Origin of the sequence: Alteromonas sp. M12, from assembly GCF_037478005.1 — a bacterium.
GTDB classification, from domain to species: domain Bacteria; phylum Pseudomonadota; class Gammaproteobacteria; order Enterobacterales; family Alteromonadaceae; genus Aliiglaciecola; species Aliiglaciecola lipolytica_A.
This window is the reverse complement of the sequence record NZ_CP144164.1, coordinates 2,424,347-2,439,109: the sequence shown is the minus strand read 5'-3', so window position 1 is coordinate 2,439,109 and position 14,763 is coordinate 2,424,347. Positions and strand designations below refer to the sequence as shown.

11 protein-coding genes are annotated in these 14,763 nt (G+C 39.7%); 8 read left to right on the top strand and 3 right to left on the bottom strand.

What is annotated here, in order from left to right:
• Nucleotides 1-181: 181 nt before the first annotated feature.
• The 8 genes from VUI23_RS10420 (at nt 182) to VUI23_RS10385 (ending at nt 9,603) form a co-directional block, all read left to right on the top strand.
• Nucleotides 182-1,492, top strand: coding sequence for a sensor histidine kinase (locus VUI23_RS10420; protein WP_342808173.1), 1,311 nt, complete (start codon nt 182-184; stop codon nt 1,490-1,492).
• On the top strand, nt 1,492-2,139 hold the full coding sequence (locus tag VUI23_RS10415; RefSeq protein WP_342808171.1) for a response regulator transcription factor: 648 nt from the start codon (nt 1,492-1,494) through the stop codon (nt 2,137-2,139). The genes VUI23_RS10420 and VUI23_RS10415 overlap by 1 nt, the downstream gene beginning before the upstream one ends.
• 366 nt (nt 2,140-2,505) lie before the next feature.
• Nucleotides 2,506-3,825 (top strand): anti-phage deoxyguanosine triphosphatase, encoded by a 1,320-nt coding sequence (locus VUI23_RS10410; protein ID WP_303499899.1) that lies wholly within the window; start codon nt 2,506-2,508, stop codon nt 3,823-3,825.
• Nucleotides 3,826-3,920: 95 nt separating this feature from the next.
• Nucleotides 3,921-4,922 carry a protein-methionine-sulfoxide reductase catalytic subunit MsrP gene (msrP, locus tag VUI23_RS10405; RefSeq protein WP_342808169.1) on the top strand — a complete coding sequence of 334 codons (1,002 nt, stop codon included), beginning with the start codon at nt 3,921-3,923 and terminating at the stop codon, nt 4,920-4,922.
• Nucleotides 4,923-4,933: 11 nt separating this feature from the next.
• On the top strand, nt 4,934-5,557 hold the full coding sequence (gene msrQ, locus VUI23_RS10400) for a protein-methionine-sulfoxide reductase heme-binding subunit MsrQ (RefSeq protein WP_342808167.1): 624 nt from the start codon (nt 4,934-4,936) through the stop codon (nt 5,555-5,557).
• Between the two features lie 62 nt (nt 5,558-5,619).
• Entirely contained in the window at nt 5,620-6,000 is a 381-nt protein-coding gene (locus VUI23_RS10395) for a hypothetical protein (RefSeq protein ID WP_216046559.1), read from the top strand.
• A 171-nt stretch (nt 6,001-6,171) separates the two neighbouring features.
• Nucleotides 6,172-6,642: a YchJ family protein gene (locus VUI23_RS10390; protein ID WP_342808165.1), complete on the top strand. Its 471-nt coding sequence runs from the start codon at nt 6,172-6,174 to the stop codon at nt 6,640-6,642.
• 429 nt (nt 6,643-7,071) lie between these two features.
• Complete coding sequence (locus VUI23_RS10385) at nt 7,072-9,603, top strand: TonB-dependent receptor (protein WP_342808163.1); 2,532 nt, start codon at nt 7,072-7,074, stop codon at nt 9,601-9,603.
• A gap of 390 nt (nt 9,604-9,993) precedes the next feature.
• Here the strand turns inward: VUI23_RS10385 and VUI23_RS10380 are convergent, their stop codons facing one another.
• From VUI23_RS10380 to VUI23_RS10370, 3 genes are all read right to left on the bottom strand, one after another.
• The gene (locus VUI23_RS10380) at nt 9,994-11,877 is read right to left on the bottom strand and encodes a DUF885 domain-containing protein (protein ID WP_342808161.1); all 1,884 of its coding nucleotides are present in this window, start codon (nt 11,875-11,877) and stop codon (nt 9,994-9,996) included.
• An 86-nt stretch (nt 11,878-11,963) separates the two neighbouring features.
• Entirely contained in the window at nt 11,964-13,415 is a 1,452-nt protein-coding gene (locus VUI23_RS10375) for an amidohydrolase (RefSeq protein WP_342808159.1), read from the bottom strand.
• A 2-nt stretch (nt 13,416-13,417) separates the two neighbouring features.
• The gene (locus tag VUI23_RS10370; protein ID WP_216046555.1) at nt 13,418-14,590 is read right to left on the bottom strand and encodes a M14-type cytosolic carboxypeptidase; all 1,173 of its coding nucleotides are present in this window, start codon (nt 14,588-14,590) and stop codon (nt 13,418-13,420) included.
• Nucleotides 14,591-14,763 lie beyond the last annotated feature (173 nt).

Below are 14,763 nucleotides of genomic sequence, written 5' to 3'. Positions count from 1 at the left end.
GCTAAGTATTGCAATAGCTAAAATAAATCTCCCTTTAACAACTCAAAACCAATCTTACCCCACTTTTCCCCCTTAGTTCCAAAGTATGAGAAATTTGAACCCAAGGAACAATGCCTATGGTGCCTGAGATGAGTATGATCAAAAGTACAGAATCAAGAGACGGATATTGGAATTCTACAAAATGAGTATGCGCGCTCTTATCAACTTTAGAATTATTGCCTCAGTCATAGTGATTTTAATTTTCAGTATTATTATTGCGGTATGGCAAGCTAGAGTCTCTGTTGAAAAAGAAGTTCGCTCATCGATTAACCTAGCCGTCCAAATGATTGAATTTGGGTTTGACCATCTGTCTTCCGGAAGCGAACAAAAGCATGCTTGGTTTGAGAAAATTGCCACTATGCAGCCAGCGAGGCACCTGAATATATCCATTGAAAACACCAAAAGCTCAACCGTCAAGGGTGAAAGCCATTATCAAAATCCAGAAGAAAATGCGGCTCCACGCTGGTTTATTAAGTCTGTAATGGCGGATTTTCTAACTCATAATTACGATATGGAAATTGCAGATGGATCAGTAGAAACGATTTTCATTACCGCTGATCCTATGGATGAAATTAACGAAGCCTGGGGAGAAACGAAAGTATTTTTCGGCTCAATAGCACTGATGCTATCGGTAATATTCTTCACCGTAAACCTCGTTTTTAACTCCATGCTAAAAGCCGTTAAAGCGATTCTATCTGGCTTACGTCAAGTTGAAACTGGCCATTTTGATTTGCAATTACCGCATTTTAAAATTAGTGAATTTAATACCATTGCAATGGAAATTAACGGTATGAGTCGGGCGTTAAAAAACGCACAAACAAATAATCAAGCGTTAGCCCTGCACAGCATGAAGATTCAGGAAACTGAACGACAAAATATGTCTCGCGAATTACATGATGAAATGGGCCAATCTTTAACAGCAATCAAAGCGATGGCCGTAACATGCCAACAACCGAAAACCGATGTAAAGGCGATTACCGATTCTATTATTAAAATTTGTGACCATTTATCTGTTGTTGTTCGCTCAATGATGAAAACGCTTCACCCTCTTAGTTTGTCAGAGCTTGGTTTAGGCGCAACCTTGTCGGAATTGGTCACCGAATGGCAGCGACGAAATGAAACATTATGCTTTGATCTTGAATACGACCCGTCATTGGAAAGCTTAAGTGATGAAATTGCGATCCATGTTTATCGAATAGTCCAAGAATGTCTAACTAACGTTGTGCGTCATGCAAACGCGTCAAAAGTAGAGGTTCTTATCAACAAAGACGCTGATCAGGTAAAAATTACAGTAACGGATGATGGTCAAGGTAAACAATTCAATCCAGCCGGGTTTGGTTTATTAGGTATGCGCGAACGGGCTGAAAACCTAGGTGGCCAATTCCATATTGAGTCCATCGAAAACTATGGTGTAAAAGTCACAGTGGAACTGCCTTATTGGGAAGACAAGTAATGCAAACAAATAAATTGAAGGTTTTGTTAGTAGATGATCATATGGTCGTGAGGGCTGGATTTAGAATGTTACTCGCCTCGCAAGATTTTATCGGTGATATTGTTGATATTGAACGTGGTGAATTAGCAACCAAAGAATATCGGCGTTTTAAACCTGATGTGGTTGTTATGGATTTATCGATGCCTGGAATTGGTGGTCTTGAAACCATACGTCGGTTATGCAAATGTTATCACGGTGCGCTCATTTTAGTGTACAGCATTCATAATGAGAAGATTTATGTAGAGCGCGCATTAGATGCAGGAGCAAAAGGTTACGTCACTAAAAACAGTGCTGCAGAAGTCTTAGCTGAAGCGGTTGCGGTTATTGCAAGTGGTAAGGAATATATAGAAAAAGGCTTGTTACCCAACAATACTGAAATACGCTTCAATGGACCGAAAAAGACCAAACATAAACTTAATCTCCTTTCGCCAAGAGAATTTGATGTTTTCAGGCTGTTATCTAAAGGTTTAAACGCTCACAACGTTGCCAATGAGCTTAGTCTGAGTTACAAAACAATTTGTAACTACAATACACAAATTAAAAACAAACTGAATGCTAGCACATCAGCAGAACTGGCGAATATCGCCATGGTTCATAATATTATTTAAATCCAACGAAATGAGAAAATGAGCTTAAATACTTCGCTATCAATATGCTGGTTAACGACTAGGTATTAAGCAATCGCCAAGTTGAAATGCAACTATGTTAAAAATAAACAGCTTATACGGTTGTTTTTCATCCGTTTTATATCCATAACAACCTCTGTAAATACAGAATAATTCTGCCCTGCCCTATAACTAACAGGCAAGTGACTTTGTAGTATAAATAGGTTAATTTAATCTTATAACCTGTGTACAAAAGGCTGAAGGGTTGCGGATGACATTCAACAGGGTAAATCAATAAAACCATGAGTTTGAGTAACAAAAATGAAAACTCGATGTATCAAAACGGATTAAATAAGTAGGATATTTTAGATGTGGACCCAAAGAAGAGAATCAAATCAATCTATTCGCACAGGCGATCATCGAAATCCCTATCAACGAGACAAAGCGAGAATATTACATTCTGCTGCATTTAGACGTTTACAGGCTAAAACCCAAGTTTTAGGTGTGGGCATGAGTGATTTTTATCGAACGCGATTAACTCACTCGCTAGAAGCATCACAAATTGGTCAGGGCATAACAGCACAACTCCGCAATAAATACCCAGAACTTACCCAGCAACTTGATGTAAATGAACAGCTAATCGAAGCACTCTGTTTGGCCCATGACATTGGACACCCACCCTTTGGGCATGGTGGCGAAGTGGCGTTACATTATAAAATGTACAAACATGGTGGTTTTGAAGGCAATGGGCAAACCTTTAGAATTGTCGGAAAATTAGAACCATACACATTAGAACATGGCATGAATCTGAGTCGTCGCACTATGTTAGGTTTAGTTAAGTATCCCAACTTTATCGATAATCTTACCAATCAGCGGATCGAAACAGATCAAGTGCCTCATCGCCAAGTTAAAGCCGATCTATGGCATCCACCCAAGGGTTTATACACTTGTGATACGGAAATGTTTAATTGGCTGTTAGAGCCATTGTCTGAGAACGATAAAAATAAATTTGTAGCCTTTAATCAGTTTGACGATAAACACAGTAAAACACGCTTCAAAACATTTGATTGTTCCATAATGGAATTGGCTGATGATATCGCCTACGGTATTCACGATCTTGAAGATGCTATTGTCATGGGAATCATTCACCGTGAGCAATTCCAACAAGAAGTTACTGCAAAAATTAAAGATTTAACGGATTTCGTTTTATCTGAAAATATAGATTCAATCACTAACAAACTATTTAGTGAATATCACCATCAACGTAAAGACGCCATTGGTGCGTTAGTAAACGCGTTTATCACCTCCATCGAGATCGTTCCCAAAACAGAACACTTTGATGAACCCCTATTAGCGTATGACGCGGCGTTCCCTATCTCTTGTCATAAGGCGTTAGGATTGTTCAAGACATTTGTATTTAACCGCGTTATTCGTAAGCCGGATATTCAATTAATTGAATATAAAGGACAACAGATTGTGATGGAACTGTTTGAGGCCATTCAGTCCGATCCAGCTCGGCTATTACCAGAGAACACAAGAGTTCGATGGCGAGCAGCAGAGTTAGAAAATAATGGAAACCGGGTTATTGCAGATTACATATCTGGCATGACCGATGGTTTTGCATCTAAACTCTACAGCACTTTGTTTTTACCCAAGTCTGGCAGCATTAACGATCAATTTAGCGGTTAAACAATTGTCTTTTTATTAAAAACATTGCAACTTTTTATCCAATTCTTCTTTCTATACGTACAAGCGAAGCGTAGTTTGAATATATTGGATGGTTAATGTTAATAAAAATTCCCAAAAATAGTGATGAATCTGAAAGTCAGGTAACAGCCAAAGCAATTTATCAGCAGCGCAGAAGCATGTTGAAGGCAATGGGATTTTTAGGCACAAGTGCCCTACTTGCTAGCCAACCCGCCCGCGCATTAGGTTGGTTTTCTAATGATCAAGAAGGATTCGAAACCAAGCCCTTGTCATTTACTAAATCGACTCAGTTTAGTACTTCAGAAACACTGACACCATTGGACAAAGTTACCTCTCATAATAATTTTTATGAATTTGGAACCGCTAAATCGGATCCAAAAGAAAATGCCCAAAAATTCAAAGTTGAACCTTGGACGTTAAGCGTAGATGGCTTGGTCGAAAAGCCAATCACCCTAGATTACGATGCTCTGACTAAACTATTTCCACTGGAAGAACGAATTTACCGCCTTAGGTGCGTTGAAGCTTGGTCAATGGTCATACCGTGGATAGGTTTTCCTTTAGCTAGTTTGATCAAGTTTGCTAATCCCCTTAGTTCTGCTAAATATGTCGCCTTTGAAACCTTAGATGATCCTAAACAAATGCCTGGTCAAAAAAGTCGCTTTATTGGCGGCGGAATTGATTTTCCTTATGTTGAAGGTTTACGAATAGACGAAGCATTACATCCATTAGCGTTATTATCGGTTGGGCTATACGGTGAAACCTTACCCCCACAAAACGGTGCACCAATTAGACTCGTAGTGCCATGGAAATACGGCTTTAAAAGTATCAAATCTATCGTACGAATCAAATTGACCGACAAACAACCGCCAACCACATGGCAAAAGCTAGCGGCCAACGAATACGGGTTTTATGCGAATGTGAATCCAGCCGTTTCTCATCCCCGTTGGAGTCAGGCAAGTGAGCGAAGAATTACTAGTGGTGGTTTATTTAATCAAACCCGTACGCCAACTTTACCATTCAATGGCTATGACGAAGTTAGCCATCTGTATAAAGGTATGGATCTAAGACAGTTCTTTTAAGTGACGTTTAAGTGAAATTAAAATTAACCAATAGACGTATATTTTGGCTAAAAGTGGTAATTCACCTAGCTGCATTAGTGCCTTTATTTTGGGTCTTTTATCAAGGCTTTATTGATCAGCTAGGCGGAGATCCAGTTAAAGAGCTTCTGCATTTTACTGGTATTAGCGCCTTTAATTTGCTGCTGATTTCACTCCTTGTGTCACCCTTAGCAAAACGATTCAGGATAGCTGCATTAATTAGAGTGCGCAGGTTGATCGGGCTTTATGCGTTTGTGTATGCCTTAACGCATTTCCTGAGTTATATACTTTTTGAACTACAACTAGCTTGGCAACTTGTTATTTCGGAAATCATAAAACGCCCCTACATAACAGTTGGGTTTATTGCTTTTGTCATTTTGTTATTACTCACAATGACCTCCACTACATGGGCCCAGCGTAAATTAGGTAAAACATGGCAAACCCTTCACAATTTTGTGTATATCGCAGCAATTTTAATCGCATTCCATTACATTTGGTCGGTCAAGTCAGACATCCTTCAGCCTTTAATTTACTGGGCTTTATTGTTGCTTCTGTTGTTTTTCCGGAAACAAAAATTTATTCAATTGATTAAAAAATGTAAAAAAACACTTGCATGAACATATATACAGTACTACTGTATATACAACCACTGTATATTAATACACTATTGAGGTAGTTCATGGCACAGGTAGATTTAACACAACAACAATGTTTACCCAGCAATAATCAATTGCATTATCAAAACTATATGGCTCATTATGGTCTTAACGAGCTATCTGATGCTAAGTGGATGTATTTAATTTCTGACCGCGTTAGCTTTTCAGGTAAATTTGATAAGGCCATTCGATTAAACAAACCAGCACAAGATACTTTGTTCAATTGGCTAGAGAAAATTGTACTTGCTGGTCAATGTTCAGTTTTATTTGTAGAAAATCTGCCAGTTGATGATATTCGTACAGCTAAAATTAAATCCCTTTGCGAGCAAAACTTTATAACCTTGATTAATTTAACCTTAGACTCCAAGCTACCAGATAATTTAATAATTGGTCCTTGGCATTAATGTTTGTGGCGCACTGAGCTTGCGTCAAGCATTAAAAGTTGAGGGATAATACTAAGAGACTCATTTGCTTACCGCAAATACTCACAGTGTTGTTTTTCGTAAGCTATTGTTTGTTACTCAATACTAGATTAGATTTAAGATGTACCTGAATATCATAGAGTTGTTTAAGCTGTGCTGAATAGTAATCATGAATGCCCCTGTTGTAGTGGCGAGTCCTTTGAAAATTGTTGTAGACCTTTTATTTCAAAAACAAAATACCCTGATACTGCTGAACAATTAATGCGTTCACGGTATAGCGCCTATGCCAAAAATAATTACCAATATATTTTAGATACATACGCTAAAGCCTCCCGCCAAAACCTATCTATTAAAGATCTCCAGCAAAGTGACAATGAGACACAGTGGCTGTCCCTTAAGATTGTTAATTGCCCAAGTGAAAACATTGTAGAATTTAAAGCTTATTCTCGTTCGGACAAGACATTTTATTTACTTCATGAAGTATCTAACTTTATGTTAGAAAATGAACACTGGGTCTATGTTGACGGAGAAATAAAAGACGACACAGGTCAAGTCCAGCTAAATCGAAATGATCAGTGTCTATGTGGAAGCGGAAAAAAGTATAAAAAATGTTGCATGGGGTAACCCAGTGAATTACTCGCTAACGTCATTTAGTCATTAGAATCATTTTATAACAATTTCAATTTAAGACTGACTAACAGCTATTCAAGCAATTATTAAGTCACGCTAAAAATTTCTTTATTTTTATAAAAAATTGCATCTATCGATGCTCAAAATGGCAATGCCACTTTAGTTCTCGTTACATTTACTCTTGTATTATTCCTTTGATTTTATTGGTTAAAAATCAGTCTTTGTCAAATTTTGAGAAAAATACAGATAAAAATCGCTCTGATTTGACGTTTAGTTCAATAAGTATTTGCAGTTAGATTTTAACAGTCTAAGATCATAGACGACCACTGCCACAATAATAATAATTTGAGCCTCAAAATAGAGAATAGATATCAAAAATACAGCGCAGGGTTATTTCATATTAAACATCAGGACATAACATACATGAAAAAAACACCTATATTCAAAACCAAAGAACATTGGTTAAAAGTCGCGTTAATGATGAGTGCTTCGACCGCCATTTTCACTTCCTTACCAGCTCTTTCTCAGCAATCAGCAGAAGCAGATACTGAATCGGTCGAAAAGATCAGTGTCATAGGTTCTCGTCGTCTAGGACGAACAGTGGAAGATAGTCCAGTTCCTATCGATATTATTGGTGGCGATGCCCTCAACACAACCGGTCAAACAGAAACAAATATGATCTTAGGCAGTTTGCTGCCAAGTTTTAACTTTCCTCAGCCTTCATTAACAGATGGCACAGATCACGTTCGCCCTGCACAACTGCGTGGTCTAGCACCTGACCACACGTTGGTTTTGGTTAACGGTAAGCGTCGCCATTCTAACGCTTTGCTTAATTTAAATGGCTCTACAGGACGTGGTTCCTCAGCTGTTGATTTAAATGCAATACCAGCTAATGCGATTGAACGTATTGAAGTATTAAGAGACGGCGCAGCTGCGCAGTACGGCTCCGATGCTATTGCCGGTGTCATCAATATTGTTTTAAAAAGTGCGAGCAGCGGTGGTTCAGCATCAGTGACCTATGGCGCAAACGTAACCACTATGGACGGCGTTCCTGATTTAAACGATGTAGGCATTGGTGAAGACGGTAATTTAAGCTTTACTGAAGGCGGCGATCGCGAATTAACTGATGGGCAAACTACGACGCTAAGAGGTAATATTGGTTTAGAGCTTGGAGATGACGGCTTTATTAATATTTCAGCTGAATTTCGCGACCGCAGTGCAAGTAATCGTTCTGACTACGATACTCGCGAAAACTACGCGCGCTTGGAAGACGGTTCACTCGACCCTCGCGAGCTGACCTGGGATCGCTACAATCATAATTTTGGTAATGGTGACGTAGAAGATATGGCCGTATTTGTGAATGCCGGCCTAACATTGAATGCAGAAGCTGAATTATATGCCTTTGGCTCATACAGTACCCGAGAAGGTGAAGGCGGTGGATTTTATCGTAGAGCACAAGATAGCCGCAATATTGAATCTATTTACCCAGATGGATTTTTACCTATTATCACTTCAGATATAAATGATTATTCATTGGCCACTGGTATAAAAGGTGATTTGAGCGATTGGAATTATGATGTATCAGCAGTTTACGGTGAAGATGAATTTAAATTTGGGGTAATCAATAGCTTAAATACATCTCTTGGGCCAACTAGCCAGACAGAATTTGATGCAGGAACTCTAATTTACGACCAGTTCACTTTAAATATCGACCTAAGTCGAGAAGTTGACGTAGATGGATTAGCCAGTGGGGTTAACGTAGCGTTAGGCGCAGAGTATCGCCACGAAGGTTACGAAATTAAAGCCGGTGAAGAAGCATCCTATATCCAAGGTGAATTCGATGGTGCAGCAGGCTCGCAAGTATTCCCAGGGTTTACTCCTGAATCAGCTGGTGACAACAGCCGCCACAACATCAGTTTGTATGTGGATTTAGAGGCCTATGTAACCGATGACCTGAACGTGACTGTAGCTGCACGTTATGAGGATTATTCTGATTTCGGTTCAACAGTGAATGGTAAAATCGCTACCCGTTATACGCTTACCGAAGACATCGCACTTCGCGCATCTGTATCAACGGGGTTTAGAGCGCCATCTCTACAACAACAGTATTTCACCTCAATCGCGACAGTCTTTGTTGACGGTGAACCAACCGAAACCGGTACTTTCTCACCTAGCAGTGATGTCGCAATAGCCCTTGGTTCGCCGGGTCTAGATGCTGAAGAATCAGTAAACTACGGAGCAGGTATCACCTGGTCTCCTGATTCTAACGTGAGTGTGTCTGTTGATTATTACAACATCAAAATTGACGATCGTATCGTGTTATCTAACAACCTATCAGGTGCGGAAATTGAAGCCTTGTTAGCAGGTACAGGCGCTAACCGTGCACGCTTCTTTTTAAACGCTATTGATAGTGAAACTTCAGGTGTGGATGTAGTGGTTTCATATAACACTGACATTCAAAACTGGGGAGATATCGCCTTTAATGCGGGCTTTAACTACAATAAAAACGAAGTTACCGACATCATAGATCCGCCAGATGTATTAGCCGGTGCAGGCTTTGATCAAGACAACTTATTTTCAGATGTAGAGTTACGTCGTTTTGAAGTTGGCTCGCCTAAAACCAAACTTAACCTAAGTGCAGTTTGGAGTATGGATGAATGGCATGCCACATTGCGAACCACTCGTTATGGGGAAACTCAAGAGCCATCAACAGATCCGGCAACAAATGAAGTATTACCTAACAAATGGGTGACAGACTTGGATGTCAGTTATGACGTATCCGACAATCTAACCCTTACCTTAGGGGCAAATAACTTGTTTGATGTATACCCTGATACTACCCGTGAATTAGTCGATGAAGTAAGCACCTTTTCACGATTGTTCCCATACTCTGGCTTTTCACCGTTTGGTTTCTCAGGCCGTTTTGTCTACGGTAAAGTTTCAGTTACTTTCTAATTTTTTCAATGAGTGACTTTTGCTGAACAGCAAAATGAGATTGAAACGCGAGAGTATAAGTGGATACAGTGAATGCTGTATCCACTTTTTTATGGTTTTTCTGTTTAATCCATTGTGTTTCTGGGCAGACAAAATCATACCGACTTTAATTGACCGAGCTAATCACCCAGTATAGAGGTAAGCAATTTTTCGCCCACACATATCCCGTCAAATCTGAAACTGATTTTCTAAGGGGGCTTTTCTATAAAAGTAACCTTTCTTATTGTTTCGCTTTCGATGGTGTGTGAACAAAGGTGTTTATTTAGAATACCATTGATCATTTCAAGCAAACTGAAATGATCAATGTTCTTCGAGTAGCAATACAAGATTTTAATTCTTGCATATACAAATTTAGATTTTTGAATCTATCCATGCATGTATATTATCTGTCAATACAGTTAAATTAACCGCGCCATGGATAAGTATTTGATCGTTAAATTCTGGCAAAGAAAATTTATCTCCCAATTTTTCTTTAGCCAATTTACGTAATTCAAGAATACGAATTTGCCCCAATTTATAAGAGGTCGCTTGTCCTGGCATGACAGCATAGCGCTCTACTTCTCTGGTTATGGATGCGACACTTTGCCCAGTATTTTTGTACATCCAGTCAATTGCCTGTTCTCTACTCCACTTCTTGTAATGGATTCCCGTGTCTACCACGAGTCGAGCGGACCTAAAAAGATCTGATTGCAATCGACCAATATCACCTAGAGGATCGTCATCGTATAAGCCCAGTTCTTTAGCAAGTAATTCAGCATAAAGCGCCCATCCTTCCCCATACGAACTAAACCACAGCATATTACGAATCATAGGCATATCTTCAATTTCTTGAGCGATACTAACTTGCAGGTGGTGACCTGGACTCGCTTCATGATAAACCAGAGTCGGCAACGACGGGATTGGCCAGTCAGCTGTATCCTTTAAATTGATCCAAAAAATGCCGGGACGAGAACCGTCTAGGTTTGGTGAGGTATAATAACCACCAGGAGAGTTGTCTTGTTCATAAATTGATATACGACGCACTTCAACTTCGGCTTTTGGAATAGTGTTAACAATATTAGGTAGTAATAACTCTACTTCTCGCATTTGTGAGTTAAGATCAGTCAATAACTTGTCTCGCCCTTCATCGGTATTTTGATATAAATTGGCAGGATCTTCTGACAAGCTAATGACTCTTTCGATAACATCGCCTTGCGAGTAACCGACAGACTTTAGGAGTAAATCTAGTTCAGCCTTAATGCGGGCAACTTCGTTTAACCCTAGTTGATGAATTTGTTCGGCGTTCAAATCGCCAGCACCAAAGTTTTGCAGCGCTAAATCATAGCGTTTTTCACCATCGGGCAGCGCCCAAATACCTGGTTCACTTTGTGCTGAGGCTAAAGTGGCAGTAAGTGCTTGGTGAAGTCTGGCATAACCTGGATAGACTTTTTCCAATGTGATTTTTTGAGCACGTTTAACATACTCTGCGCGCTCTGCATCACTAATACCTTCCACCGATTTTAAACGGTTATCTAACACCACTACTAGTGGGTTTTCAGCGGGAATGGAACTCGTCATGCCATTGATCACATTTAACGCACCTTCAATGGCAAATTTAGGTGGGATTACACCGTGTTTGGCATCTAAGCCCACAACATCAGCCATATCTGTAAACGCTTCTTCTAACAAACTCAATCTCGTCAGATAGTTTTCTACATCCGCTTTATTATTTAGAGGCTGTTCAGTTTGAAGGGATCTTGGTAAGTCTATGTGTATACCCGTTAACTGAGTTATTGAATAGGGGGTATAAATTGAAAGTGGATCAAATGCGCCGAATACATAGGGTTCAAATCGTTTTGTCATTGCAATGGCATTAGCTAAAACATCATAAGTCGTTGCCGCAGTTCCAACTAATAGTGAACGGTCAATTTTCAATAATTCAGCTTCCATTGAATCTCGTAAAACTTTTGAATTGGCAATATTTTCAACGGAATAGTCTGCAAGTTTGTGGTTAAAGCCCCCCCCGAAATATTCTTCCGAAACACCTAAGGTTGTCGCCAGTGTTGGTGTGCGCTGCAATAACCCTTTAGTTTGTTTGTCCATCAAGGCTAAAAATGCAGCCGTTTCGTCTTGATTAGTTTGTTGTTGAACTACTAATTTAACGTCTTGCTTACTCTCTGGCATTTGAGGATTACTAAAACAAGCCACTAAGTTAAGTGTCATTGCTGTTGTGATGCATATTTTGAATAATTTCATATTTTCTTCCCTTGCTTTGGGTTTACTTTTGAGAAGTATTTACTTTTCTCTATCCTAAAAAATTAGCTTAATACAGCTATTAGCACTTATTTTTTTCTATATTCGAGAGCTGGAGCACGATCACCAATCATAGACTTATATTTCAACGAGTCTTTTCTTTCAAGGTATTCTTTTTTCGCTGCTTTAAGATTATCAGGATCCGCGAACAAACTGATTGCGGTTTTCGTTAATACATCACTGGCTAAATACATGCCCTTATATCCGATACCTGTACCACTCATTGCTGAAGCTTGCCAAGTATGGGGGGGTGTTCCTCTTACCCAGGTAGCACTTGAGATTCCTACGGTAGGCACCTGCCAACTAACATCACCCACATCGGTAGAAGCTGACCATACAGCAATTTTTTCACTAAATGGAAGCGCCGTGCTGTGCTCATCATCACTAAAAGAATGGTTTAAGGTTTGACTGATTTTTTTAGCAAATTGTTGTTCATCTTTGGATAATTCAATAGGTTTGGCAGCTAAGATAGCTTGGTCGGCTAACCTAGATAAGGCAACGTTAGGAAGCACACTCCATACACCACCGGTAACTTCGACCTCTACTTTGGTTTGGGTACCAAGTGCAGCACCATTTGCCGCATTAGTGACTCTATCCCACAGAGATAATACCACCGCAGGTTCTGGAGAGCGGACGTAGTAATATACTTCGGCAAACTCAGGAACAATATTTGGCGCTGTGCCACCATGGGTAATAACATAGTGAATACGAGTGCCGTCTGGAACATGCTCCCGCATTAAATTTACCATCATGTTCATAGCTTCCACTCCATCTAACGCAGAACGCCCTTTATCAGGTGCCGCGGCAGCATGTGCCGCTACGCCATAGAAACGAAACTTACCGCTTTTGTTGGCCAGTGAAGTATACGGAGCTGCTGTTGTGCTATCCGATGGATGCCAATGTAAGGCAACGTCCACCTCATTGAACAAACCTTCCCTCACCATATACACTTTACCAGAACCGCCCTCCTCAGCTGGCGTGCCAAACACTTTTATCCGACCTTGTTTGGGGTGTTCATCTAAATAATCAGCTAGCGCCAACGCAGATCCAATTACGCCACCTGCAAACAAGTTGTGGCCACAAGCATGTCCATCATGTACATGATCATTACTTACAATCGGCTGTTTATCAGGTGTATTATTGACTCCCATTCCTGGAAGCGCATCCATTTCAGCGAGTAAACCAATTACTGGTCCACTTTCACCGTATTGTGCAACAAAAGCAGTTGGCATTCCTGCGATCCCTGCTTTTACGGTGAATCCGCGTTCAGTCAGTACTTTTTGCATCAGCGCACTACTATTATGCTCAAGAAAGCCTAATTCAGGTGACTCCCACATGGTCTTAGCAATTTGTTTCATTACCGGTTGGTATTTGTTAGTGGACGTTACATCTTCTTGGTTTTGTGCCAGTGCAACATTTGCAAAACTAGTTATTACACACAATAAACTTGCTGCTATTCCCTGGTTAACTATTTTTTTCATGATTATTTCTCGCAGTTAGTTTGTTTGCAGTTATCGATATAAAAAGATTCTGGTGCCGTGGCAATAAGAGTACTGATCAACGTATTGGCAGCATGCCTAGCAACATAGCGGGTTTTTTCATCCGGTTCATTGTCACCCACTTCGTATGTCACACCGTGTACTTTATAAGTGTCGGCAATAAATTGTTTAAAAACCCCTTTTCCAGGAGATGTGCCGGGTTTATCAACCACTTTAAATACACCTTTGGTTTTTTCTTGCAGTGCGGCTAACCAATCTATTACCAAAGATGTAGGAGCAATATTTTCTTCCATCGGAATGCTGTAAAAAACATTGTTATAAGTTGAGTGGAAGTCCATTCCCATCACTATTTTACCGCCGCCTTGGGTGATCTTATCTAAATATGTTTTCACCGCTTTGGTTTCAGGTTGCGAGAAGGTATTCCAATCCCGATTAAGATCTTTATGACCAAGATTATGTCGCCAATGCCCATTCGCAACACCATCAGGATTTAAATTAGGCACAACCAACACATTAAAACGAGATAGAAATGCTTTTTGGCTAGCTGTAGTGGTTAGGAATTCATCTAAAAAAGAAAACATTGCCACCGCCCCAGTTACTTCAGGTGGATGTTGACGGCCAATAAAAACAACCCATTCGGTATTATCTTTATTTTCCAATACGAAAGCTGAAATAGCACGACCTTCAGAAGAGTTGCCTAAACTAAAGGCTTGTATGTTAAATTTATTACCCGCTGATTTGAGCCAAGTTGTGTAAGCATCATTGGGAACGGGTCGTTGAGCTGCAACATAGGTTGGTGTTGAACTAACATCAAGTTCAACTAACATACCCTGCTCATTTGTATCAAATGCTAAACCATTCCAGTTAACTTGATCTTTGCTGACTTTAGGAAGGTACCTGGGTGTATATCCTTCAAAGGTTAATAATATATTTACGGTTTTAGGCACCTTTGTTTGAACACTAAAATAATACCAAGGACTGGGGTTGACGGTCTTATCTTCAGGCATAAAAGTTAGCACGTATTGCCCGCTTTGATTTAATTCGCAATTATCTAAACGTCCTGATTCAAAATTAGCTGAAAAAGACAGCTCCTCAAATTCGCAACCGTTGGCGATAACGGGAGCAAAAGCCAATATAACTAGTAGTATTCGAAACATGAATTCTCCATAAGGTAAACGCAGGTAGGATAATCTAAGCATGGTTATTTTATATTTAGTATTAAAGGTTAAAATTTAATGGCTAATATGGCTCTGTAACGAAAGTGTACAAAAGCCATAATTAGGAAATTTATGGTCAACGATGGTTAATTTAGAGCTTAGGCACATTCGTG